General features: G+C 70.2%; 20 protein-coding genes. 11 read left to right on the top strand and 9 right to left on the bottom strand.

From position 1 onward, the window contains the following. From HMPREF3165_RS13965 to HMPREF3165_RS11855, 8 genes are all read left to right on the top strand, one after another. The coding region (locus HMPREF3165_RS13965) for a proteasome accessory factor PafA2 family protein (protein ID WP_256275306.1) at positions 1-879 on the top strand (879 nt) is incomplete at its 5' end. A gap of 404 nt (positions 880-1,283) precedes the next feature. Next, on the top strand, positions 1,284-1,919 hold the full coding sequence (locus tag HMPREF3165_RS11885) for an ECF transporter S component (protein WP_070513812.1): 636 nt from the start codon (positions 1,284-1,286) through the stop codon (positions 1,917-1,919). 70 nt (positions 1,920-1,989) lie between these two features. Further along, on the top strand, positions 1,990-4,398 hold the full coding sequence (locus tag HMPREF3165_RS11880) for an ATP-binding cassette domain-containing protein (RefSeq protein WP_070513855.1): 2,409 nt from the start codon (positions 1,990-1,992) through the stop codon (positions 4,396-4,398). Positions 4,399-4,408: 10 nt separating this feature from the next. Beyond that, positions 4,409-6,256 carry an ABC transporter ATP-binding protein gene (locus HMPREF3165_RS11875; RefSeq protein WP_070513810.1) on the top strand — a complete coding sequence of 616 codons (1,848 nt, stop codon included), beginning with the start codon at positions 4,409-4,411 and terminating at the stop codon, positions 6,254-6,256. A 2-nt stretch (positions 6,257-6,258) separates the two neighbouring features. Further along, complete coding sequence (locus tag HMPREF3165_RS11870; RefSeq protein ID WP_070513807.1) at positions 6,259-7,998, top strand: ABC transporter ATP-binding protein; 1,740 nt, start codon at positions 6,259-6,261, stop codon at positions 7,996-7,998. A 214-nt stretch (positions 7,999-8,212) separates the two neighbouring features. Then, positions 8,213-9,166 (top strand): ABC transporter ATP-binding protein, encoded by a 954-nt coding sequence (locus HMPREF3165_RS11865; protein WP_070513805.1) that lies wholly within the window; start codon positions 8,213-8,215, stop codon positions 9,164-9,166. A 117-nt stretch (positions 9,167-9,283) separates the two neighbouring features. Continuing rightward, positions 9,284-10,093, top strand: a complete 810-nt coding sequence (locus HMPREF3165_RS11860; RefSeq protein WP_070513803.1) for an ABC transporter permease — start codon at positions 9,284-9,286, stop codon at positions 10,091-10,093. A 105-nt stretch (positions 10,094-10,198) separates the two neighbouring features. After that, on the top strand, positions 10,199-11,002 hold the full coding sequence (locus HMPREF3165_RS11855) for a TetR/AcrR family transcriptional regulator (protein WP_070513801.1): 804 nt from the start codon (positions 10,199-10,201) through the stop codon (positions 11,000-11,002). A 104-nt stretch (positions 11,003-11,106) separates the two neighbouring features. Here the strand turns inward: HMPREF3165_RS11855 and HMPREF3165_RS11850 are convergent, their stop codons facing one another. From HMPREF3165_RS11850 to HMPREF3165_RS11810, 9 genes are all read right to left on the bottom strand, one after another. After that, a complete protein-coding gene (locus HMPREF3165_RS11850; RefSeq protein WP_070513799.1) occupies positions 11,107-11,793 on the bottom strand; it encodes a sirohydrochlorin chelatase in 687 nt (228 codons plus the stop codon). Then, positions 11,790-12,833 (bottom strand): sulfite exporter TauE/SafE family protein, encoded by a 1,044-nt coding sequence (locus tag HMPREF3165_RS11845; protein ID WP_070513797.1) that lies wholly within the window; start codon positions 12,831-12,833, stop codon positions 11,790-11,792. Before HMPREF3165_RS11845 ends, HMPREF3165_RS11850 begins: the two co-directional genes overlap by 4 nt. A 42-nt stretch (positions 12,834-12,875) precedes the next feature. Next, entirely contained in the window at positions 12,876-13,685 is an 810-nt protein-coding gene (cobA, locus tag HMPREF3165_RS11840; RefSeq protein WP_176747059.1) for a uroporphyrinogen-III C-methyltransferase, read from the bottom strand. A 3-nt stretch (positions 13,686-13,688) separates the two neighbouring features. Continuing rightward, complete coding sequence (locus HMPREF3165_RS11835; RefSeq protein WP_070513794.1) at positions 13,689-15,047, bottom strand: sulfate adenylyltransferase subunit 1; 1,359 nt, start codon at positions 15,045-15,047, stop codon at positions 13,689-13,691. Beyond that, positions 15,047-16,057 carry a sulfate adenylyltransferase subunit CysD gene (gene cysD, locus HMPREF3165_RS11830; RefSeq protein ID WP_003786550.1) on the bottom strand — a complete coding sequence of 337 codons (1,011 nt, stop codon included), beginning with the start codon at positions 16,055-16,057 and terminating at the stop codon, positions 15,047-15,049. Before cysD ends, HMPREF3165_RS11835 begins: the two co-directional genes overlap by 1 nt. Continuing rightward, positions 16,054-16,845: a phosphoadenylyl-sulfate reductase gene (locus HMPREF3165_RS11825; protein WP_083303319.1), complete on the bottom strand. Its 792-nt coding sequence runs from the start codon at positions 16,843-16,845 to the stop codon at positions 16,054-16,056. Before HMPREF3165_RS11825 ends, cysD begins: the two co-directional genes overlap by 4 nt. Next, positions 16,842-18,545: a nitrite/sulfite reductase gene (locus HMPREF3165_RS11820; RefSeq protein ID WP_070513792.1), complete on the bottom strand. Its 1,704-nt coding sequence runs from the start codon at positions 18,543-18,545 to the stop codon at positions 16,842-16,844. Before HMPREF3165_RS11820 ends, HMPREF3165_RS11825 begins: the two co-directional genes overlap by 4 nt. A gap of 467 nt (positions 18,546-19,012) precedes the next feature. Beyond that, complete coding sequence (gene proC / locus HMPREF3165_RS11815; protein WP_070513790.1) at positions 19,013-19,837, bottom strand: pyrroline-5-carboxylate reductase; 825 nt, start codon at positions 19,835-19,837, stop codon at positions 19,013-19,015. 89 nt (positions 19,838-19,926) lie between these two features. Beyond that, positions 19,927-21,294 (bottom strand): Na+/H+ antiporter family protein, encoded by a 1,368-nt coding sequence (locus tag HMPREF3165_RS11810; protein ID WP_070513788.1) that lies wholly within the window; start codon positions 21,292-21,294, stop codon positions 19,927-19,929. 116 nt (positions 21,295-21,410) lie between these two features. Between HMPREF3165_RS11810 and HMPREF3165_RS11805 the strand changes: the two genes are divergently transcribed. The 3 genes from HMPREF3165_RS11805 to HMPREF3165_RS11795 all read left to right on the top strand — a co-directional run bounded on the left by HMPREF3165_RS11805 (position 21,411) and on the right by HMPREF3165_RS11795 (position 24,317). Further along, a complete protein-coding gene (locus tag HMPREF3165_RS11805) occupies positions 21,411-22,202 on the top strand; it encodes an SDR family NAD(P)-dependent oxidoreductase (protein ID WP_070513786.1) in 792 nt (263 codons plus the stop codon). A gap of 118 nt (positions 22,203-22,320) precedes the next feature. Continuing rightward, positions 22,321-23,211 carry a hypothetical protein gene (locus HMPREF3165_RS13460; RefSeq protein ID WP_070513784.1) on the top strand — a complete coding sequence of 297 codons (891 nt, stop codon included), beginning with the start codon at positions 22,321-22,323 and terminating at the stop codon, positions 23,209-23,211. 158 nt (positions 23,212-23,369) lie between these two features. After that, on the top strand, positions 23,370-24,317 hold the full coding sequence (locus tag HMPREF3165_RS11795; RefSeq protein ID WP_070513782.1) for an aldo/keto reductase: 948 nt from the start codon (positions 23,370-23,372) through the stop codon (positions 24,315-24,317). Positions 24,318-24,424: the final 107 nt, after the last annotated feature.

The following is a 24,424-nucleotide window of genomic DNA, read 5'->3' as shown; positions in this document are numbered from 1 at the left end:
GTCAACACCCGCGACGAGCCCCACGCCGACGCCAGCCGCCTGCGCCGCCTGCACATCACCTGCGCCGACACCACCATGGCCGAGCCGACGACGGGGCTGCGCAGCGCCGTGACCCTGCTGCTCCTGGACGCCCTCGAGGCAGGCTGGGACTTCAGCGACCTGACCCTGGCCGACCCTCTGGTCACGCTGTCCGCACTGGGGGAGAGCCCCTGGGGAGACGTGCCCGCCACCACCGTCCAGGGCCGGTGCCTGAGCGCCGTCGACATCCAGGAGGCCTTCCTGGAGCGACTGACCTCCTACCTGGACGACGCCGGAGTGCCGGACTTCCTGCGCGGCGCCGAGCATCTGCTCACCGACCTGGCGCCCCGCGTCATCTCCGCGCTGCGCCACCACGACGACAGCGCCATCGACACCGAGATCGACTGGGCCATCAAGCGTCGCCTCATGCGCGCCCAGCGCGAGCGCCACCCCCAGCTGAGCGGCCAGGCCCTGAAGACCCTGCGCTCGCGGGTGGACCTGGCCTACCACGACCTCAACGCCGAGACCGGACTGGTTCCGCGCCTGGTCGCCCAAGGGGCCATGGTGAACCTGTGCGATCCGGAGGAGATCGAGCGCGCCCGCCAGACGCCCCCGGCCACGCGCGCCGCCCTCCGGGGGGCCTTCGTGGCGGCCTGCTTGGAGGTGGGTGCCGACTTCTCCGTCTCCTGGGAGAGCTTGCGACTGGACTCGCCGCCCACTGCGCCCGTGGACCTGCCGGACCCGCTGGAGACGGCCCACGAGGCCGCCGAGTCCCTGACCCAGCGGGTGCTGGACCTGCGCCCCGAGGAGATGCACCGCATCGACCTCGTGGGCCGCGGCGGCCTGGGTGCGCCGGGCTGAGACTCCTGAGGGCCTGGGCCCCGTCGCCCTTCAGTGCTGTCCACTACTAGTTTCTCCCGTCTTTTCAACGGTCGGGCCCGGGTGCTCCCTCACGGCCCGGGGCCTGGTCGACCCTTGCGTGAAGTCCCGAGAAGGAGTAAACACTTAGGTGTGCCTCACCAAAGCCGCGAGGTGCGCTGCCTCTCGGGGTGACGTCTCTGGGGTGGTTCGTTCGACGTGTCGATGCGCGGCTCGGGTCAGACATTTCTCTGAGCAAGTCAATAATGATAATGATTTGCAAAACGGGATGGGGGCGGGGTAGATGTGCGGTCATCACGCCGGAGTGCCCGACCAGGTGCGCCCCGGGGCTTCGGCACGAGGCCGGAGCGGTCACCGTGACCCGTGAGAACACGCAAGGAGAAAGCATGAGCACCACCAACCGCACGCCGGTCGCCACTGAGCCGAACAGGCCCTCGGTTCACACCTCATCGCGCTCCGGTCTGGCCGACTCCGCCCTGGGAACCCGCAACCTCATGATGATCGCCGCACTGGCGGTCGTCTCCATGATCCTCCTGGTCCCGCTGAACTACCTGGCTCCGGCGGCGGGAGCTTCCCCAGACGCCGTGCTCCTGGGCTGCGCGATCATGGGACTGTGGCTCGTGCCGTACCTGCTGCCGGCGACCGTCGTGCGGCGCCCCGGCGCCGTCATGATCGCGGCTCTTCTCATGGGCATCATGTCCGTCTTCACCACTCCGACGGGTCCTGCGGCCATCGTCGGCAACCTCATCGGCGGGGCCTTCGTCGAGGTGCCCCTGGCCATCCTGCTCTACCGGAAGTGGACCTGGTGGTCCTTCCTCATCTCGGCGGCAACCTTCGGCCTGCTCAACGGCATCATGTACGTCTCCGTCATGAGCGCCGCAGCGGGTATGGCCTCGGCGAGCGCCGGCGTCGTCATCGCCGTGGTCTCGGCCCTGGTTGGTGGCGGCCTCACCATTGCCCTGACCCGACTGCTCAACCGCGCCGGCGTCGGCATCGATCACCGCACGACCGGCCGTGCCTGAGACAGTGCCCGCCGCACCGGCTGCTCCGGGGGTGGAGCAGCCTCTGGGAGAGTCGGCCGATCCGGCACTGGTGAGCATCGAGGGCCTGAGTGTCCACTACCTCGGACGCGAGAGCTGGGTCCTGGATGCCGTCGACCTGACCCACCTGCGCGCTCAGGTCACCGCCGTCATCGGCCCCTCGGGCTGCGGCAAGACCACCCTCGTGCGCGCACTGTGCGGCCTCATCCCGCACTGCTTGCCCTCGGAGTACGCCGGCAGTCTGAGACTGGCCGGCACCGAGGTTGCCGACGCCACCGTCCAGACCCTGGCCCAGACCGTCGCCTACGTCGGCCAGAGCCCCGACGCCGCCGTCGTCACCCGCACCGTCCACGACGATGTCGCCTTCCCGCTGCAGAACCTGTGCCTGACCAGGTCGGAGATCACCGCGCGGGTCGAGCAGGCCCTGCGCGCGGTGGGACTCATCGAGCGCATCTGGGACGACCCCTGGACGCTTTCGGGCGGACAGCGTCAACGGCTCGCGCTCGCCGTCGCCCTGGCCATGCGCCCACAGCTCCTCGTGCTCGACGAGCCGACCAGCACCATCGATGCCACCGGCCGGGAGGAGTTCTACACCCTCATCTCCTCCCTGACCACCTCCGGGACGGCGGTCGTCGTCATCGACCATGACCTCGACCCGGTGCTGCCCATCGTCGACCAGGTCCTGGCCCTCAACGCCGACGGGCGGACCATCGCCGTCGGCTCGCCGCGGGAGGTCTTCATGAGCCACCGCTGCGAGCTGACCGACGCCGGAGTGTGGATGCCCCGAGCCCTGCGTGAGGCCGGCGACGACCTCCCCGCGGGGATGCAGGCCTCGGAGGCGGCGCTGACCTGTGCCGAGGCCGGAATCCGGGTGCCCCGGCTCGCCGACCTGTGCGCCGAGGGCGAGGTGCGCTACCTGGAGAAACAGGCGCCCGGCTCCGCTGAGAGCTGGCAGCAGGTCGAGGTCATCGACACCCGCGAGGTACTCGCCGGCCGCCCCCGGCCCGAGCCCAGAACCAGTGTCGAGCTGGTCGACCTCGAAGTGCAGGGGCGCTCACCTCGGGTGTCCCTGCGTCTGGGTGGCGGCGAGATCGTGGCGCTGCTCGGCCCCAACGGCGCGGGCAAGTCCTCGATCCTGTCCGCCCTGGCCGGACTCGTCCGCTCACGGGCCGACAAGGCAATTGTTGGCGGCCGAGACATCGGCAAGGGTAAGCACCTGGTCGGCTACGTCTTCCAGAATCCTGAGCACCAGTTCGTGGCCACCACCGTCGGGGCGGAGCTTGCCGTCGGAGGGACCTCGCCGGAGCGGGTCGATGAGCTCCTTGAGCAGTTCCACCTGACCGCCCACCGGGACCACCATCCCCTGACCCTCTCGGGCGGTCAGGCCCGCAGGCTCTCGGTGGCCACCATGGTCAGCGAGGAGCGCGACGTCGTCGTCCTCGACGAGCCCACCTACGGGCAGGATTGGGACAACACCTGTGAGCTCATGGACTTCATCGACCAGCTGCGCCACCAGGGCCGCACGGTCATCATGGCCACCCACGACCTCGAGCTCGCCCTGGAGCACTGCACCCACATCGTCGCGTTGCCCGGAGCAGCGCGAGGCGGAACGGTTCCGCTCACAGGGCAGGAGGCCGGGGTGGGTGACGACGCCGACGATCCCTCAGGGGTGCCCGCGACCGGGGTGGCCACCCCTCGAGCCGGCGACGTGGACCTCATGTCGGTACCGCCCCGGCCCCAGCCACGGCGAGGCCTGTTCACCTCGCTCAACCCCTTCACCCTCTTCGCCTCGGTCCTGCCGGTCATGGTGATGGTCTTCGCCCTGCGCAACCATCACCTCAACCTGGGCATCCTGCTGACCTCCTCGGTCCTCATCGTCGCCGCGCGCGCCTCCCTGAGACGCACCATGGCCTCGGTGGTCGCCCCCTGGGTGGTCGCCGCGCTCATGACCTGGATCTTCAGCAGCGGGGTCCACCACCAGGAGACGGCCGCGCGCCTCTACGACCTGGGTGACGCGGTGACGGGAGGCACCGGTATCGGCGCGCTCATCGCACTGGTCCTCGTCTCGGGCGTCTCCACCGACCCCGAGGCCCTCATCCGCACCCTGACCGCTACCTTCCACATGCCCTACCGCCTCGGGGCGGCGGGGACCGCGGCCATCGCCTTCATCACCCGCTTCCACGGCGACTTCGTCCTCCTGCGCACCGCCAGGGCGCTGCGCGGGGTCGGCGGCCGCTGGGGGATGCTCGCGCCTGTGATCCGCTGGATCGGCTCCATCCTGCCGCTGATGATCCTGGCCATCCAGCACGCCGAGCGCGTCGCCCTGTCGATGGACTCACGCGCCTTCGGCGCCCACCGACGGCGCACCGAGATGACCGACGAGCCCTGGAGAGGACGCGACTGGGGAGTCGTCGTTCTCACCTGGGCGCTGGCCCTCATCATCTGGAACACCCTCCGCTGAGGAGACAACCATGCCTAAGCAACCGATGCACCAGGCGAGTCACCAGGAGGCCGCAGGCGTCACCGTCGGCGAGCTCATCCGACCGGCGCGCCCGGCCATGATCGCGACCGGGCTGCTGACCGCCCTCGGAGCACTGCTGTCCATCGTCCCCTTCGAGGCCATGCGCAACCTGGCGGCCATCTGGCTGGGCGAGACCTCACCGCAGGGCTGGCGCGGCAGCCCATGGGCCTGGGCGGCCATCGCCGTCGGGGCGCTCTTCGCCTCCCAGGCCCTCTACCTGGCGGGTCTGGGGATCACGCACCTGGCCGAGGCCCGGCTGCGCCACCACCTGCGTGAGCGAGTCGTCGAGGCCATCAGCGGCCTGCCCCTGGGGCGGGTGGCGCAGATCCCGCACGGCACCATCCGCAAGATGGTCTGCGACGACACCACCTCCATCCACACCCTCGTCGCCCACGTCCCCGGTGACGCCACCAACGCCGTCGTCATGGCGGCGGCGGGGACGGCCTACCTGCTGTGGACCGACTGGCGCCTGGCCTGTGCGCTGGTGGGGCTGTGGGTCCTCGCTCTGGGAGCGATGCTCCTGACCATGTCCGGCCTGTCGGGCATCACCGAGCGCTTCGGCGCCGCTCAGACCGCGCTGGCCGCCGCGACCGTCGAGATGCTCGAGGGCATCAAGGAGATCAAGGGCTTCCAAGCCACCGACGCCTCCCGCACCCGCTTCAGCCAGGCGCGCACCGAGTTCTCCAGCCTGTCCTACGAGTGGGTGAGCAGGTCCGGGAAGGCCATCAGCGCCATGACCGCCGTCCTGCGTCCCTCCACGGTCTTCGCCACGGTCGCGCTCCTGGCCGTCCTGTTCACCTCCCAGGGCTGGACGCCCCTGTCGGCCACCCTGCCGTTCTTCCTGGTGGCCCTCGGGCTGCCGGAGGGACTCATGACCCTCATCGGCCTCATGCAGCACATGTACGAGTCCAGGATGGCCGCCCAGGCCACCGCCGACCTGCTCTCCCTGCCACCGATGCCCGAGGGAACCCATGACGAGGGCGAGGGACTTGCGCCCGGGCGCGTCGACGTCGAGGACGTCACCTTCTCCTACGAGGCCGGCTCCCCGGTCCTCCACGGCGCCTCCTTCACCGCCGAGCCCGGAACCGTGACAGCGCTCGTCGGCCCCTCCGGCGGGGGCAAGTCGACCCTGGCCCGCCTCATCGCCCGCTTCTACGACGTCGACGACGGAGCCGTTCGCATCAGCGGCGTCGACGTGCGCGAGGCGACTTTCCCCTGGCTGCTCTCGCGCGTGGCGGTCGTGCTGCAGGACGTGGCCCTGGCCCACGAGTCCGTCCACGACAACATCGCCCTGGGACGCCCCGACGCCACCCGGGAACAGGTTGAGGCAGCTGCCCGCGCGGCCTGCATCCACGAGCGCATCGCACGTCTGCCCCATGGCTACGACACGATCCTGGGTGAGGAAGGCGGGTTCCTCTCCGGAGGGGAGCGCCAGCGCGTCACCCTGGCGCGCGCCTACCTCCAGGACGCCCCCATCCTCGTCCTGGACGAGGCCACCGCCCAGGCCGACCCGGCCTCCGAGCGCGACATCCACCAGGCCCTGTCCCGGCTCGCCGCCGGGCGGACCGTCATCATCATCGCCCACCGCCTGTCCACGATCCGCGACGCCGATCAGATCCTCGTCGTCGACGCCGGACGCATCACCGAGCGCGGCACGCACGAGGAGCTGCTGGCCGCCGGCGGCCGCTATGCCGCCATGTGGCGCAGCCAGGACCTGAGCGAGGAGACCGACGCCGCCGCACTGACCGCCCAGATCGACCGGCTGAGAGCCGAATCCGCCGGGCAGGAGGAGAAGTAGCCATGTGGAAGCTGCTGACGCGAGTCGTCAACGCCGCCGAGATGCGCACCATCATCGCCTGGTTCGTAGCCTCCGCCGTCCTCCAGGGCCTCACCCTGGCCCTCATGATCCCCTTCCTGCGCGCCCTCTACTCCCGCTCGCAGTTCCTGACCGCCTGGCTGATCGCCGTCGTGGTCATGGCAGTCAGCGCCGCGCTCGTCGACACCATCGCCATGCACCGCTCCTACCGGGTCAGTGTCTTCGAGGTCTGCGACACCATGATCGACCGCGTCGCCGATCACGTCCTGACCCTGCCGCTGGGCTGGTTCAGCGCAGAGCGGGAGGCCGCCGTCGTCAACGCCACCTCCAAGGAGGTCAACACCCTCTCCCACCTGGCCTCCATGGTGATCCCCAACCTGTGCAACGCCTTCATCGTCCCGCTGGTCATGCTCGGGGTCACCGCCATCGTCGAATGGCCCCTGGCGCTCATCATGGCCGCAGCCATCGTCCCGCTGGTCCTGACGTGGCGGCTCATGGGCGCCGCGACCACTCGCGCCAACGAGATGGAGGACCGCACCTCGAGCGCCGCGGCCGGACGCCTCGTGGAGTTCGCCCGACTCCAGCCCGTGCTGCGCGCCACCGGTGTCACCAAGACGGGCTGGGCGCCGGTGCAAACCGCCCTGGAGGCCGACTCCGCCTCCACCCTGGACGGCCTACGGGTCAAGGGCAGGCCCGGGCAGTACTTCAACCTCATCGTCAACGTCGCCTTCGCCCTGGTCATGGCGGTGGGGCTGGCACGGGTGAGTGGGCACCGGCTCGACGTCGTCGCATACCTGGCGATCATGGCCGTCACCGCGCGCACGCTCCTGCCACTGACCAAGGCCGCCATGTACGGATCCGAGGCCGACAACGCGAAGGTCGCCCTACGGGCCGTGGGGGACATTCTCGACGCGCGTCCCCTGTCCGACCCCGAGCCCGGTCAGGAGATCGAGCCCCGGGGGACCACGATCGCCCTGAACGACGTCTCCTTCTCCTACGACGCCGGCCGCCCCGTCCTGGTGGGCGTCTCCTTGAGCGCACCGCAGGGGAGAGTGACCGCCCTGGTGGGGCCCTCAGGAGCGGGCAAGTCCACGATCCTGCGCATGGCCGCCCGGTTCTGGGACGTCGACGACGGGACCGTCACCATTGGCGGCGCACCGGTCCGCTCCATGCGCGCCTCGACGATCATGGGCATGACCTCCATGGTCTTCCAGGACGTTTACCTGTTCGACACCACCATCCGGGAGAACCTGCGCATCGCCCGGCCCGAGGCCACCGACGCCGAGCTGGCCGAGGCCGCCCGGCGCGCCCGCCTGGACCGCGTCATCAAGGCGCTGCCGCACGGGTGGGACACGCAGGTCGGTCCCGGTGGGCTGAGCCTGTCCGGCGGGGAGCGCCAGCGCGTCGCCATCGCCCGGGCCTTCGTCAAGGACGCCCCCATCCTGCTGCTCGACGAGATCACCTCGGCCCTGGACGGGGAGAACGAGTCCGCCATCACCGAGGTGGTGCGCGAGCTCTCCGAGGGGCGCACCGTCATCGTGGTGGCGCACCGCCTGTCCACCGTCCGCCAGGCCGACGAGGTCGTCTTCCTCGAGCCCACCCGGGCCGGCGCCCGCGTGGCCCAGCGCGGTACGCCCCAGGAGCTGGCTGCCGTCCCCGGCCCCTTCCGCGAGTTCATCGAGGCCTCCACGGCCTCCTCGCGCTGGCACATCCGTCAGGGGTGACGCGGGGCCGCTTCAGGTTAGACGACATGGTGGGCAGGCGCTGTTCCATACCGTCTGGTATGGAACAGCGTTTCTGTTGTTATGAGAACCCATAAAGCGCCATGAAACCTTCTGGCAATACTGAGTGGTATGGTTAATACCAACCGGTACGGATCGGTCTTGTGATCGATCGAGTGCTCGGATCCAGGTAGTTGAACGAAAGGAAGGGGGCTTCATGGCCGACGTACTCGCCATTGAGGACCTTCACAAGCACTTCGGAAGCGGGTCTCACGCGGTGAGGGCCAACGCCGGTGTCACCATGCGGGTGGGTGCTGGCGAGGTGGTCGGGCTCCTCGGCCACAACGGCGCGGGCAAGACCACGCTGGTCAACCAGGTGGTGGGGCTCTTGCGCCCGACCTCCGGGAGCATCAGGCTCGACGGGGTTGACGCCGTCGCCAACCCCGCTCTCGCCCGCCGCCTCACCAACGTCCAGGCGCAGGCCAACGTCCCCATCACGGGACTGACGCCCCTGACAGCGATCAACCTCGTGGGGCGCATGCGAGGAGGGCGCCCGCGTCAGACACGCAGACGTGCCGAGGAGCTCATCGAGGCTCTCGACCTGGGGGAGTGGGCGAGGACTCCCGCGCAGAAGATCTCCGGCGGTGTTGCCCGCCTGACTGCCTTCGCCATGTGCGCCGTCGTCCCCGGGCGCCTGGTCATCCTCGATGAGCCCACCAACGACGTCGACCCGGTGCGCCGGCGCCTGCTGTGGGACCAGATCCGTCTTCTGGCCGAGGCCGGCGCGGCGGTCCTCCTGGTGACCCACAACGTACGGGAGGCCGAGCGGGCGGTCGACCGGCTCACCATCCTGGACCACGGCCACGTCATCGCCGAGGGAACCCCTGCGGCACTCGTGGCCGGCCACGGATCCTCCTTCGTCCTGGAGATCAGCCGGGTCCCCGGCCAGCGGATCGAGCCGCTCGCTGGAATGAGCCTGACGCAGCACGACGCCGTGCGAGCATCCGTGGCGGTGGACTCTGACTGTACGACCCAGGCCGTGGAGTGGGCCGCTCATGCCCTCAAGGACGGAGTGATCGAGCGCTACGAGCTGGCACCGATCTCACTGGAGGACGTCTACGTGGACCTGACTGGGAGTACCGGCGAGGAGGCGAGCCGTCATGCTGCCTGAACTGTGTGAATCCGCGAGGGGTCCGAACCGTCCCGATGATTCGCGTCGCCCCCGCGCTGGTGCGAGAGCGCGGTGCGACTCCCGTCCCCAGAGAATCAGGAAATGAAGGAGAACATGATGTCTACTCCAACCAGTACGACGGCTGATCCGGACCAGGCCAGTGGCACCGGCCTCGGGGAGGTGTCTCGGGCGACTCCGCTCCGATACCAGCTCGGCCTGCTCATCCAGTGGCAGTTCCGACGCAGCCTCCCCATGCTGCCCCTGTTCATCATCGTCCAGACGCTGCTGTCCGTCTCCATGGTCCTGGGATACGGGCTCATCGCGGGACACCCAGACCGCGAGGCGAGTCTCTACCTGGCCGGCGGCGGCCCGGCGATCGCGCTCATCTCGCTGGGACTCATCATGACGCCCCAGTGGGTCTCCCAGTCCCGCACTGAGGGCAGCCTGGACTGGATGCGCACCCTGCCCGTCCCCCGGATCGCCTTCCTCCTGGCAGACCTCGCGATCTGGACCACTCTCGCACTGCCCGGTCTGGTTGTGGGCGTCATCGTCGCCAACGCCCGCTTCGACGTCGACCTCGCCCCGCAGTGGTGGCTGGTGCCCGGCGCCGTGCTGGTCGCCCTGACAGCGGCCTGCATCGGATACGCCATCGCCACGCTCCTGGCTCCGGCCCTGGCTCAGATCCTCTCCCAGGTACTCGCCTTCAGCATCATGCTGTTCTCGCCCGTCAGCTTCCCCGCCGACAGGCTCCCCGACTGGGCCCAGGAGATCCACCGCTGGCTGCCCTTCGAGCCCATGGCTCAGGTGGTGCGTGCGGGACTGTTCTCGCACGACGCCACCATGCCCGCCCGTTCCTGGGGCCTCCTGGGCGGATGGTGCCTGGTGGCCGTCGCCGGAGCGTCATGGGCACTGGGAAGGCGGCCCTGAACTGGCCGGAATACCGCATGGTTGGAGACCGGTGGAGGGAGTGACGAACGTGGAGGGGGAAGTGCCGTGAACCCCTTTCTGAGGGGCCTCCTCTACAGTGGGGGCATGACCGCCAGGAGCTCCGCCCGCGGGCCGAACAGTGACAGTGATGACTCCGGGGCCTCCGCCTCTGATGACATCAGGGAGGCGACTCGCGCCCTCAATGAGGCGATCACCGCCTTCTCCCGTGCAGTGGGGGCGGCCGGTCAGGGAGCGCGCCGGAGCAGTGAGAGTGCGGTAGCGGCCTCCCTGGAGTTCGCCTCCCGGAAGCTGGCCTCAGCCTCCACTGCAGTCAGCGGCGCTGCCCCGGGTCGGGGCGGTGGGCGCCGTCGGAGCGAGGAGACCAGGGCGCGGATCCTTGCTGCTGCCAGGGAGGTGTTCGCTGCCAAGGGCTACGAGGGGGCGTCGGTCAGTGACATCGCCTCGGCGGCTGGATTCACCAAGGGCGCCTTCTACTCCTCTTTCCCCTCCAAGGAGGCTCTGTTCCTGGAGGTCGTCACCTGTGGTGAGGAGAGCTCGGATGAGGCCACTCGGGAGATGGCGAGCCCCGACCAGTGGGGCGAGCAGCTCCAGGAGCTTCCCATGGAGGATGTTGTCCTGCACCTGGAGACCTGGCTCTACGCGATTCGTCATGAGGACTCTCGGGATCGGCTGGCCGGCAGCTGGCGCCGCTGGCTGAGAGAGACCTCACTCATGGTGGCCCGTTCCCATGGACGCCGTGAGCCGAACCAGCAGGATGAGGAGACGGCTTTCGGACTTCTGGCTGTGGGCATCTTCGGCCGCGTGAGCGCCGCAGCCACCACCTCGCAGGAGGTCGAACCCATCATTCAGCGCCTGTCCGAGCGGCTCCTTGAGGATGGCAGTGACTGACATTCCTCCTCCGCCGAGAGCGGCATGTTTCGCGTAGGGGTAAGGCAAACACGGCTGCCGTGCGTGAACGGTGTTCTTCTCGGTTGAGGGAGAGGGCCTCGCGGTCAGGCGACCTGTTCCCGGTAGCGGAGGGCCACCAGCTCGGCGAGCGCCGGGTGGTCGCCGATGGGCGCGGCCACGACGTCGGCGCCCGTGGAGTGCAGGGCCCGGTGGAAACGTCCCTCGGCCAGCAGGTAGGTGGCCACTCCCACCCGCCTGGCACCTCGGGCCCGGGCCGTGCTCACCGCGTCACGGACGCTGGGGCGCGCAGCCGAGAGGTAGGCGGGTGTCACCTCGCGCCCCAGGCGCGCTTCGAGCAGGCGAGTGATGGTCTCAACCTCCTCCAGAGCCGCCGCGTGGCGCGACCCGGCCGCGCCCAGGATGATGTGGTCGAGGCCTGCGATCCCGCCCAGGGGCGCGGACACCTCGTGGAGACGCTGCGCGACGGCCTCCACCAAGTGCACTTCGACCCCCAGGTGCCCGGCGACCGTCCCCGATCCGTGCCGTTCCACCGCGGCCGGTACGTCATGGACAACGTGATAGCCGCGGGCCAGGAAGAAGGGCAGCACCACCGGATCCTCCAGCCCCTCCAGGGCCGTGGCCGGGTCCGGGGGCTGAAGCTCGACGTAGCCGGTGCGCACCTCCACCCCCGGCAGAATCGTGCTGACGCGCTCAGCGGTACGCGACAGGAGTGAGGACGGCCCGGGCCGGCGCGAGCCGTGGGCCAGTAGCACCAGAGGACGAGTGCTCATACCGGCTCCACCGCCAGAACCGAGCGCTTGCGAGGATGAGCCGGCTCGACCGGCCTCGGGGTGACGGGGCCGCCGGCGGCGATCGCCTCCTCCAGGACAGCAGTCTCAGGCTCGTGGCCGCGTGGAGGATCGGCGTGGACCTCCTCAAGCACCTGCTCGGTCTCCTCCCGAATCCCTGTGGCAGCGGCGCGCGCCTTGCGGACCGCCAGGGCCAGGAAGACCGCCCAGATCACCCCGAGCGTGCCGTACAACATGACCCCGGTTCGAGCCGAGGCCTCGGCCCAGGACAGTAGCACCCGCAGGTTCGTGGCCAGGATCAGCCCGCCGACGGCGGTACCCAGCACCGCTCCGGGCAGGCGGGAGACCAGCCAGGCGGAGATCGGTGCGGCCACGAGCCCGCCGGCCAGCAGGGTCAGGACGATTCCGAGGCTGATGCCCGCGGTGCCCAGCCCGGTGAGGAAACCGGCCGAGGCCGCCACCGTCACCAGGAACTCCGAGGCCCCCACCGAGCCGACCACGGTGCGCGGCGCTGTGCGACCACCCGTGAGCAGCGTCGTCGTCACCACCGGCCCCCAGCCGCCACCACCGGTGGCGTCAACGAAACCGCCCACCAGTCCCAGGGGAACCAGGAGCCGCCTACCGTGCGGCGAGCGCCGGCTACCGGATCCGCTGGGCGGGCGCAGGGCGAAGCGCCCCAGGACATAGGTCCCCAGCAGGATCAGCAGGCTCGCCGTCACCGGGGTCGCCGCGCGGGTCGACAGGTGAGACAGAACCGCGGCTCCGCCGAAGGCCCCCACCGCACCGGGCAGCCCCAGCCGGACCACCAGGCGAGGATCGGTGTTGCCCAGCCTCCAGTGGGAGGCCCCCGAGGCCAGCGTCGTGCCGATCTCGGCCAGGTGCACGGAGGCCGAGGCCAGCGCCGGGCTCAGCCCGGCCAGAAGCAGCAGGGAGGAGGAGGTCATGCCGTACCCCATCCCCAGCGAGCCGTCGACCAGCTGGGCGGCCAGGCCGACGAGGGCGAGAAGAACAAGCTTGCGCATCAGTGACTCCGGGACATTCAGTCTGCATGCGCCGAAGAGGACTCAGGCGGCGGGGTTCGCCGGCCGGGCCTCCTCGACGACTCGGTCAGCCCAGTACGGGCTCAGGGTGACGACGTCGCCGATGACGATGACCGCGGGGGCGGTCACGCCGTACCGGGCGGCGACGTCGGCCAGACATCGCAGCTCGGTGGTGGTCACACGCTGGTCGGGGTGGTAGCCGCGCTCGATGATCGCCGCCGGAGTGGCCGGATCGCTGCCGGCCTCCAGCAGGGAGGCGACCGAGTCCCGCAGCCGGGAGACCCCCATGAGCAGGATGAGGGTGTGGTCGCGGCGCTGGGGGAGCACCCCCAGATCCGCATGAGCCGTGATGACCGAGAAGCCGCGAGACAGCCCCCGGTGGGTGACAGGGATCCCCGCCGCCGCGGGCACCGCGATGGCGCTGGTGATCCCCGGGACGACCTCGACGGCGACACCGGCCCGGCGGCAGGCGGCCGCCTCCTCCCCGCCGCGCCCGAGCACGTAGGGGTCGCCGCCCTTGAGACGGACCACCCTCTTGCCGCTGCGGGCCAGGTCGACCAGGAGCGCGTCGATCTCCTCCTGGCTCATGACGTGCCGGCCGCGCCGCTTGGAGGCGTCGATGACCTCCGTGCCGGGGTCAAGGTCCTCCAGGAGGTCCCGGGGCGCCAGCGCGTCGACGACGACCACGTCCGCCCGGCCCAACAGCTCCAGGCCGCGGGCGGTGATGAGGCCGCTGCTGCCCGGGCCGCCGCCCACCAGGGCCACCCAGCCATCCGCGGAACCCGCGGAGTCAGCGGAACCGTCGGGTCCATGGGGAGAGACGTCGTGGGTCATGCCTCAGCCCCTGCCTGAGGCGGCGGCTGCAGCCGGTTCTGCGCGCCCTGCGCCTGCCAGCTGCACCATGCCCGCCCCGAGTGTGCCGCCCTCGTGGGCGTCGATGAGGAGGAAGGCGCCGTCGGAGCGGGAGACCGAGTAGTCGGCCAAGGGCACCGGCGAGGCCAGACGCAGCCGCACCAGGCCGATGTCGTTGAGCTCCAGGCGGTCAGCGGGCACCGTGGTCAAGTCATCCAGGTCGAGGCGCCCCTCAATGGCGCGCACGATCGCCTGGACCGTCTGGGCGCCGTGCTTGAGCAGCACTCGCGCCCGGGGGCGCAGGGGCTCCTCGCTCAGCCAGGACACGCGGGCGTCGACCTCGGTGAGCACCTGGGGCGCGTCCCCCGCCGCGGCCAGAGTGTCACCGCGGGCGACGTCGATATCGTCGGTCAGGCGAACTGTCACCGACTGGCCCTCAACGGCGTCCTCCAGGCTGCGCTCGCCCAGGTCGATTCCGGCCACGCGTGAGTGCCTGCCCGAGGGCAGTACCACCACGGGGTCGCCGACGCGTACCGTGCCCGAGGCGATCCGCCCGGCGTAGCCCCGGTAGTCGCGCAGCTCGGGCCTCGGCGCCGCCCCCTGGGGGCGGATGACCAGCTGGACCGGGAGGCGGAAGGCGCCCTCCTCGCGAGCAGTGGGCAGGGACTCCAGAAGCCCCAACAGGGTCGGCCCCTCGTAGAAGGGCGTGCTGGTCGAGGCCTCGACGACGTTGTCCCCCAGGAGCGCGGAGGTCGGCAGGACATGGATCTCGGCCACGCCCAGCTCGGCTGCCACGGCGCGGATATCGGCCTCGATGGCCGCGTAGACCTCGGCGGAGAAGTCCACCAGGTCGATCTTGTTGACCGCGACGATGACGTGCGGGACCCGCAGGAGGGCGGCGACCGCCAGGTGGCGGCGCGTCTGCTCCAGGACCCCGTTGCGGGCGTCCACCAGCAGCACGACGACGTCGGCCGTGGAGCAGCCGGTGACCGTGTTGCGGGTGTACTGCACGTGCCCGGGGCAGTCGGCCAGGATGAAGGAGCGCTGCGGGGTGGCGAAGTAGCGGTAGGCGACGTCGATCGTGATGCCCTGCTCCCGCTCGGCCCGCAGACCGTCGGTCAGCAGCGCGAGGTCGGCGCTGGTCAGGCCCCGATCCAGGCTGACCTGCTCGACGGCGGCCAGCTGGTCGCGCAGCACGGACTTGGAGTCGAAGAGCAGGCGGCCCACGAGCGTGGACTTGCCGTCGTCGACGCTGCCGGCCGTGGCCAGCCGCAGCAGTGAGCCGGTGGCGGCGGCGCGAGCCTCGGCCTCGGCGGGGATGTCGGTGAGGGTGGGGGTGCTCATCAGAAGTAGCCCTCCTTCTTGCGGTCCTCCATGGCCGCCTCGCTCAGGCGGTCATCGGCGCGGGTGGCTCCCCGCTCGGTCAGGGTGGAGGCGGCGACCTCCAGGACGATGTCGTGGTTGGTGGCGGCGGTGGACTCGACGGCGCCGGTGCAGGACATGTCGCCCACAGTGCGGTAGCGCACGGTGCGAGTGACCACCTGCTCGCCGTCGCGCAGCCGGTTGACGCCGCCGGCCGCCAGCCACATCCCGTCACGCAGGAAGACCTCGCGCTCATGGGCGTAGTAGAGGCCGGGCAGGGCGATGTCCTCGCGCTCGATGTAGCGCCACACGTCCAGCTCGGTCCAGTTGCTCAAGGGGAAGACCCGCACGTGCTCACCGGGGCGGTGGCGGGGGTTGAGCAGGTTCCACAGCTCGGGGCGCTGGTTGCGCGGGTCCCACTGGCCGAACTCGTCGCGCAGGGAGACGATGCGCTCCTTGGCCCGGGCCTTCTCCTCGTCGCGGCGCCCGCCGCCGAAGACGCCGTCGAAGCCGCCCTCCTCGATGGCGTCGAGAAGCGGGATGGTCTGGAGCGGGTTGCGGGTGCCGTCGGTGCGCTCGCGCAGACGGCCGTCGTCGATGTAGTCCTGAACGCGGGCCACCACGAGCCGCAGACCGAGCTCCTCGACCGTCCGGTCGCGGTAGGCCAGCAACTCGGGGAAGTTGTGGCCGGTGTCCACGTGCAGGACGGGGAAGGGGATCGGAGCGGGCCAGAAGGCCTTGCGGGCCAGGTGCAGCATGACCACGGAGTCCTTGCCCCCGGAGAACAGCAGCACGGGGCGGCGGCACTCGGCGGCGATCTCCCGGATGACGAGGATGGCCTCGGCCTCCAGGACGTCAAGGATGTCCAGGGCCTCAGTGGTGGCGGGGGCCTGGGAGAGGTCGGCCAGGCCGGCCGGTTCGAGCTCCGGCGTCTGATGGGGGGCGGAGGAGGGGGCTGGGGCCGGACGGGTGTGGGTCAGGGTGATGCTCATAGGTGGATTCCGCATTCTGTCTTGGTGAATCCGGCCCAGCGGCCGGAACGGGGGTCGTCTCCGGGCTTGACTCGCGCCGTGCACGGGGCGCAGCCGATCGAGGGGTAGCCGTCGTACAGGAGGGGGTTGATGAGCACGCCGTGCTGGTCGGCGTAGCCGGTCAGCTCCTCCATGCTCCAGGCGGCCAGGGGATTGATCTTGACGATCTCGTGGGTGGCGTCCCATCCGATCAACGGTGTGTGGGTGCGGGTGGGGGCGTCCTCGCGGCGCACCCCGGTGGCCCAGGCCTCGTAGCCGCTCAGGGCCCTCGCCAGCGGCTCGACCTTGCGCAGACGGCAGCAGGCGGCCGGGTCCCGCGACCACAGATCCGGCCCGTAGCGCTCGTCCTGCTCGGCCAGGCTCAGCTCAGGAGTCACGTCGACGACGGTGACGTCCATGGTGGCGGCCACGGCGTCGCGGGTACCCACGGTCTCGGTGAAGTGGTAACCGGTGTCCAGGAAGAGGACGTCGACGCCGGGCAGGACCCGGGAGACCACGTGCGGCAGGACGGCGTCGGCCATGGAGCAGGCCACGGCCAGCGTGTCGGGGAAGTTCTGGGCCGCCCACTGGGCGACGTCGAGGGCCGGGGCATCGTCACCGAGCTCGCGCGCACCGGCCTCGGCCAGGGTGCGCAGCTCCTCGGTGGACCGCAGCGGGGCCGGGCCTGTTCCCCGTGACCTCGAGGCGGCAGGAGCACGGTGCGCCACGTTCAGGGATGCCTGGGCGTGGTCAGTGGTTGCGGCGCTCACTGCAGGGCCTCCTCATCGGCTCGGTGCGCCCACTGGGCGAAGCTCTCCTCAGGGAGGCGCTGGTCCAGGTAGCGGCGCACCAGGCGCTCGACGTAGTCGACCAGGCCGGAGGCGGGGACCTTCAGACCCCTCACTGTGCGGCCCAGGCCGGCCTCGGCGCGTCCGTCGGCGGCCAGGCCGCCGCCCAGGTGCACCTGGAAGCCGGGCATCTGCTCGCCGTCGACCGTGATGATCTGGCCCTTGAGGCCGATGTCCGCGATCTGAATGCGGGCGCAGGAGTTCGGGCAGCCGTTGACGGTCAGGGTGATGCGCCGCTCCAGGTCGGTGTCGGCCAGGCGCGCGTCGAGCTCGGCCGAGACGCGCGCCGCCAGCTTCTTGGTCTCCACGATCGCGAACTTGCAGAACTCCAGCCCAGTGCAGGCCAGGGTCGAGCGGGTGAAGGCGCCCGGATCGGGATCGAGCCCCAGCTCGCGCAGGCCGGCGACGGCGTCGTCGACCTTCTCGGCGGGCACGTCCAGGAGCAGCAGGTTCTGCAGCGGGGTGGTGCGCACCCGGTTGGAGCCGACCCGCTCGGCCAGGTCGGCCAGACCCAGCAGGACGTCCCCGCTCAACCGGCCGACGGGCGGCTTGGCCCCCACCCAGAAGCGGCCGTCCTTCTGCTCGTGGACGCCGATGTGGTCGGAGTCCCCGCTCGGCTCCTCAGGGGCCGGGCCGTCAGGCAGGGCGCGCCCCAGGTAGTCGTCCTGGAGGACCTGGCGGAACTTCTCCGGCCCCCACTCGGCCATGAGGAACTTCAGCCGTGCCTTGTTGCGCAGGCGGCGGTAGCCGTAGTCGCGGAAGATGCGGATGACGCCGTACCAGACGTCGAGGGCGTCCTCAGGGGTGACGAAGGCCCCCAGCCGCTGGCCCAGGCGCGGGGCGGTCGACAGGGCGCCGGCCACCCACAGGTCGTAGCCGGGACCGAGCTCGGGGTGGTTGACGCCCACGAAGGAGACGTCGTTGATCTCGTGGAGGATGTCGAGGCTGGGGGAGCCGGTGATGGCCGTCTTGAACTTGCGGGGCAGATTGGCCAGCTCGGGGTCACCCAGGTAGGTGTCCTTGATGGCACGGGCCAGCGGGGTCGGATCGATGACCTCGTCCTTGGCGATGCCGGCCACCGGGGAGACCAGGAACCCCCGAGGCGTGTCCCCGCAGCCCTCGACCGTGGTCAGCCCCACCGACTCCAGTCGCTGCCACAGCTCTGGGACATTGTCGATCTCCACCCAGTGGAGCTGAATGTTCTGCCGGTCGGTGATGTCGGCGGTGCCGCGGGCGAAGTCGTTGGAGACCGAGCCGAGCACCCGCAGCTGCTCGCGGCTCAGGCTCCCACCGTCCAGGCGCACCCGCTGCATGAAGTAGCGGTCGGAGAGCTCGGAGGCGTCCAGCTGGGCGGTGCGGCCGCCGTCGATCCCCTGCTTGCGCTGGGTGTACAGACCCCACCAGCGGAAACGGCCGTTGAGGTCATCGGGTGCGATGCTCTCGTAGCCGCCGGGACCGTAGATGTTCACGATCCGGTCGCGCACCGCCAGCGGGTCCCCGTCCTGCTTGAAGGCCTCGTTGTCATTGAGCGGCTTGCGCCCGTCGAGGGCCCACTGGCCGTTGGAACGGGCCTTGCGCGGTGGGCGCAGGGTGCGGGCGGGTGGCGTGACGGTGGTGGTCATTGCTCCTCCATGACGGTGGCGTGTCATTGGCGTATGAGGAGCGTCCGGGGGCGGCCTGGTGTGCTGCTGCGTGGAGAGCCTGCAGGGCCGTTCGGTTGGCGTCAGCCGTCTCAACGGGGCCTTCCGGACGCTTCATTGCGCCGGATACCTCGTTGCGGGGGTGAAGTCCCCGTGGTGTCAGGCGCGGACAGGCCCGACAACACATGACCGCATGGGCACGCAGAATGTCAGCGGGATAGGTCCCGCTGAAGAGCGCTGCGTGAGAGAAGGTCATGGCCGAAACATTAACCATGCTTTTACCTGGCGACAAGCAGGAATGATCTGTGCTTCGAGTCACGGCAGGGGTGTTGGGGATGCACTTCAACCCGCCAGGACGCGGAAAAGATCGCGCTGCCGCACACGGCACCGGTGTTGGCGTGTGCGGCAGCGGGTAGGCGGGATATGGGACCTAGGGCCTGGGGCTGCGATCAGGCGCCCAGTTCGCGGTCCCTCTCGGCGATGGCCTCGAAGGCGCGCACGACGGCATCGGAGAAACCGGCCCGCTCCAGGGCCACCATGCCCGCCACTGTTGTCCCTCCGGGGGAGCAGACCGCGTCAATGAGGTCGGCCGGGGTGCGGCCGTGGCCTCCCTCGGCGGTGCGCTGAGCCTCGGTCTGCACGGTGCGGGCGGTCCCCAGCACCGCCTGCGCGACGATCTGGACGGCCTGGGCCTTGGGGATGCCGCCCATGACGCCGGCGCGAGCCAGGGCGTCGATGAAGGCGCACACCAAGGCGGGGGAGGAGCCCGCCAGACCGATGAAGGAGGAGAAGTCCTTTTCCTCCAGGACCACGGTGCGACCGATGGTCTCCATGAGGGTGCGCACTGTCTCCAGGTCCTCGGCGCTCGCACTGCTGCCGGGGGCCAGTGCCGTCATCGACTCGCCCACGGAGGCGGCCATGTTCGGCATGGTGCGCACCACCCGGGTACCGCTCGGCAGCATCGACTCCAGGCGCTCCAGGGGCACACCGGCCGCGATGGAGACCACCAGGGGCCGGCTGGCGGCGATGGCCTCCGACAGACGGGGCAGGACATCGGGGATGACGTAGGGCTTGAGGCCCACGATGAGGACGTCGCTGCGTGAAACCAGCTCGGCGGCGTCGGGCACATGGACGGCCCCGACCTGCCCGGCCAGGCGCTCGGCGGAGCCGTGTTTGCTGGTCAGGAGCAGGTGCCCGGCCGGTGTTCCCGCGGCCACGGCCCCTCGCACAATGGCGCTGACCATGTTGCCGGCGCCGATGAATCCGATACGCATGAAGGCCTCCTGCTCGTGAGCGACATGAGGCCATCACCGTACCGCGGCGGCGCGCTGGGCAGTGCGACTTCCGGGGCGCCGGTCGGCCTTCAGAGCACCAGTGCGGCGATCCACCCGGCAATGAGCAGGGGGATGTTGAAGTGCAGGAAGGTCGGGATGACCGAGTCGCGCATGTGGTCGTGCTGCCCGTCGGCGTTGAGCCCGGCCGTGGGCCCCAGCGTGGAGTCCGACGCCGGTGAGCCGGCGTCCCCCAGGGCTCCGGCGGTCCCGATGAGGGAGACCGTGGCGACCGGCGAGAAGCCCAGGGAGACGCACAGCGGCACGTAGATCGCCGAGATGATCGGCAGGGTGGAGAAGGATGAGCCGATGCCCATGGTCACGATGAGGCCCACGAGCAGCATGACGAAGGCGGCGGCGGGCTTGGAGCCCGCGAACAAGGAGGTCGCCGACTTCACCAGCGGCTCGATCTGCTTGGTCTCCTTCAAAACGGCGGCGAAGCCCTGCGCCGTAATCATGATGAGCCCGATGAGGGCCATCATCCGCATGCCGCCGGTGAAGACGTCGTCGGCCTCAGCGATGGTGACGACCCGGGTGGCCATGAACAGCAGCAGACCGATCAGGGCCCCGACCAGGAGCGGGTCGGCCTTGGATCCCGTCCAGGTCAGGATCGTCTGGACCACGAAACAGGCGAGAACAGCGATCAGTGCCACGACGACCTTGACAGGCTTGACCTCGACCGGACCGGAGACCTCATCGCCCGAGCCGGCGTTGCCACCAGTGTCGATCCGGTAGACGCGGGGCTTGCGGTAGGTGACGAACACGGCGATGAGCAGCCCCGCGAGCATGCCCAGCGCCGGGATCCCCATGGCCTGGGTGGCCGGGATGTGGGAGACGTCCAGGCCCGCCTCCTCGATGTTGGCGTAGAGGATGTCATGGAGGAAGACCCGCCCGAAGCCCAGGGGCAGGAACATGTAGGTGGTCACCAGACCGAAGGTGATGGCGCAGGCCACGGCGCGACGGTCCAGCTGCAGACGGCTCATGACGATGAGCAGCGGAGGGACCACCAGCGGGATGAAGGCGATGTGAACCGGGATGAGGTTCTGACTCATGACAGCCATGGCCGTGAGTCCGCCCAGCACCAGCATGGTGGTGGTGCGCACGGCCCTGCGGGAGGCGGACTCGTCCTTGTTCTCAATGCGGCCGATGAGCCAGTTCGCCAGCAGCTGGGGCAGACCAGAGTGCGCCACCGCCATGGCGAAGGCCCCCAGCAGCGCGTAGGACAGGGCGATCTTGGCCCCGGCGGCCAGCCCGTCCTGGAAGGCGACCATGGTGCGGCTGATGCCCAGGCCGGCGCTCAGCCCGCCCGCGAGCGCGCCGACGAACAGGGACAGGACCACATGGACGCGCAGCATCGCCAGGATGAGCATGACCAGGACGGCGAGGATGATGGCGTTCATAGGGGGCCTTCCGATGGGGGCCGACTGTGCGGGGCTTCGAGAGCGGGCCTGGGTGAACCCGTGCGAATCGAGGCCGATTGTGCCAGGCGAGCGTGACGGGGACGTATCGTGGACCGATGAGCGAGAACCGAAAGAACGTCACCGTCGACGCCGCCGTCTCCGTGCCTGCCCGCCGTGCCCTCGTCACAGGTGCCTCCACCGGTATCGGTGCCGCCACCGTTCGACTCCTGCGCTCCCACGGGTGGGAGGTCGTTGCCACCGCCCGGCGGGTGGAGCGTCTTGAGGCGCTGGCCGCCGAGACCGGCTGCACATGGGTGGCCGCCGACCTCCAGGAGCCCGACGACGTCGAGCGCCTGGCCGGTGAGGTGCTGGCCGGCGGAGCTGTCGACGCCGTCGTCAACAATGCCGGTGGCGCGCTGGGGGTCGACCCGGTCGCCGAGGGCAGCGCCCAGGAGTGGGCCACCATGTATGAGCGCAACGCGCTCGCCGCCCTGCGCGTGAGCCAGGCCTTCCTGCCCGGGCTTCGGGAGCGGGGCGGGGACCTGGTCTTCCTCACCTCCACGGCGGCCCACGACACCTACCCCGGTGGGGGCGGATACGTGGCGGCCAAGCACGCCGAGCGGATCATCGCCAACACGCTGCGCCTGGAGCTGGTGGGGGAGCCGGTGCGCGTCATTGAGATCGCCCCCGGCATGGTGGCCACCGAGGAGTTCTCCCTCAACCGTCTCCACGGGGACGCCGAGGCCGCCGCGAAGGTCTATGCCGGTGTTGCCGAGCCGCTGAGCGCCGACGACGTCGCCGCCTGCATTGTCTGGACGCTGGAGCTGCCCGCTCACGTCAACATCGACTCCATGGTGGTGCGGCCGTGGGCCCAGGCCTCCAACACCCTGGTGGCCAGGGATCAGTAGGGGAGCGGCGTCGTCGCACATAGGTGGTCCACAGGCTTGACCTGCCCCGGGCACAGCGCGGGTTCCTAACGTCTCTTCCAGCCCCGGCCGGGCCGGGAACCAGACTGAAAGGACACCCATGACCAAGCACTTCTCCTCCGGTGGCGAGGCCACTTCCTCCTCGCGTGACGCGGCCACGGAGAGCCTTCCCATCAGGGAATCCGCCGACGCCGCAGCGCAGCACCTGCCGCAGGGCGCCGTAGGCGCCCCCGGCAGTGCCGGCAATACGGACGGCCGCACGGACGTCAAGGACCTCAAGGCGGCTGCGGGTAGCGCTGGCTCAGAGGCGGTGAGGACCGAGGCTCTTGCCAAGGACGTCACGCCGGACTCCGCCAAGGGCTCCGGGGCGGCTCACTCGGCTGCTGGCAGCAGCACTGCCGACACCCGGCTGGGCGGGGCGTGGGTGTCCCCGGATGCTCAGAACGCCGCGACCATCGGCGTCGTGCCCTCCACGTCCGCGGCGGCCAAGAAGGCCCGGACCAAGGCGCGTGGGCCCTGGTACCGCCGTCGCGCCGTCGTGGGCGCTGCCGGGGTGGCGCTGCTGGCGGGCTCCTTCGAGGCTGGGTGGGGGGCCAACGAGCTCCTCAGCTCCCACTCCCAGCACGGTCAGGCCCAGCAGCAGGGGGCCGGCAACGGTCAGGGCATGCCCGGAGGGGGCCAGGGAGGTCCCGGCGGGGGAGGCCCCGGTGGTCAGGGCGGGCCCGGTGGGCAGATGCCCGGAGGCGGCCCCGGCGGACAGGGTGGCCAGGGAGGCCCCGGAGGCCAGAACAGGCAGAACGGCCAGGGAGGTCCGGGAGGAGGTTCCGGTGAAGCCGGCCGGACTACCCCCAACGGGGACGCCTCCAGTGGCTCGGGCTCGAGTGGTGGCCAGCAGTCGGGCTCCGGCTCGGGTGATGGCAACCAGAAGGGCGGCTCAGGCTCCTCGGGCGTCCTCCAGCAGCAGGACGCCTCTCCGAGCACGCAGGGCTGAGGCCGCCGGCACGGCCGCTGCCCACAGATCACCATTTTCTTCAAAGGCGACGCGTATTCGTGTCGCCTTTGAAGTTCTTGTCGGTGTGTGCAGATTCGGTTACGGTCGCTGGCACACCCCGCACCGCTCACCCTGATGACACGGAGGAGAGGAACCCGATGACTGACGCACACCCCCGCATGGCGCTGGGCACCATGCACTTCGGAACCCGCCTGCCTGCCACCCAGTCCCGTGAAATCCTCGACGCCTACCTGAATCTGGGCGGCCAGTGGATCGACACCGCGAACTGCTACGCCTTCTGGGGAGCCGAGTCCGGCCTCGGGGGCCAGAGCGAGACCGTCATCGGCCAGTGGCTCGCTGATCGCGGCGTGCGCGACCAGGTGAAAATCAGCACCAAGGTCGGTGCGGAGCCGACCCGCCCCCACGGCTTCCCGGCCGCCGTGGAAGGTCTGGGGAGGGGCACCGTCAACCAGGCCATTCGGGACAGTCTGCAGCGCCTGCAGACGGAACGCGTCGACATGTACTGGGCCCATATGGAGGACCGGGAGCAGTCGGTCGCGGATGTCGCGGAGACCTTCGGCGCCCTGGTTGACCAAGGGCTGACCGCACGCATCGGGCTGTCCAACCACCCGGCCTGGTACGCCGCCGCAGCCAACGTGCACGCCCAGCAGCGGGGCTCAGCCGGCTTCAGCGCCCTGCAGCTGCGGGAGTCGTACCTCCACCCGAGGCCGGACACCCCGGTAGAGGGCGAGGACCACCCCCACGGGATGATGACCAGCGAGAGCAAGGACCTCGCCGAGCGCTGCGGGCTGGACCTGTGGGCCTACACGCCGCTGCTGACCGGCGCCTACGAGCACCCAGAACGCCCGCTGCCTGAGGCATACAGGCACCCGGGGACTGACAAGCGGCTGACAGCGCTGCGCACGTGGTCGGAGCGTCTTGCCATGAAGCCGAGCCAGGTCGTCCTAGCCCTTCTCAACGCCCAGCAGCCGACGATCACCCCGATCGTGGGCGTCAGCAGTGTCGCCCAGCTCACTGACGCCATCGAGGCCACGCGCTTCAGCCTCCCTCAGGAGGCCGTCGAGGAGCTCAACGCAGCCGGCTAGAGGTACGGCTAAACCGAGCGGCTCCGAGCCGTCGACCAGCAGGACCACTGCCCACAGATCACCATTTTCTTCAAAGGCGACGGTGGGGTCAGGTGGTGGATGCACCA

Source organism: Actinomyces sp. HMSC08A09 (assembly GCF_001807465.1).
Lineage (GTDB): Bacteria > Actinomycetota > Actinomycetes > Actinomycetales > Actinomycetaceae > Actinomyces > Actinomyces oris.
This window is presented reverse-complemented; position numbering and strand designations above follow the sequence as displayed.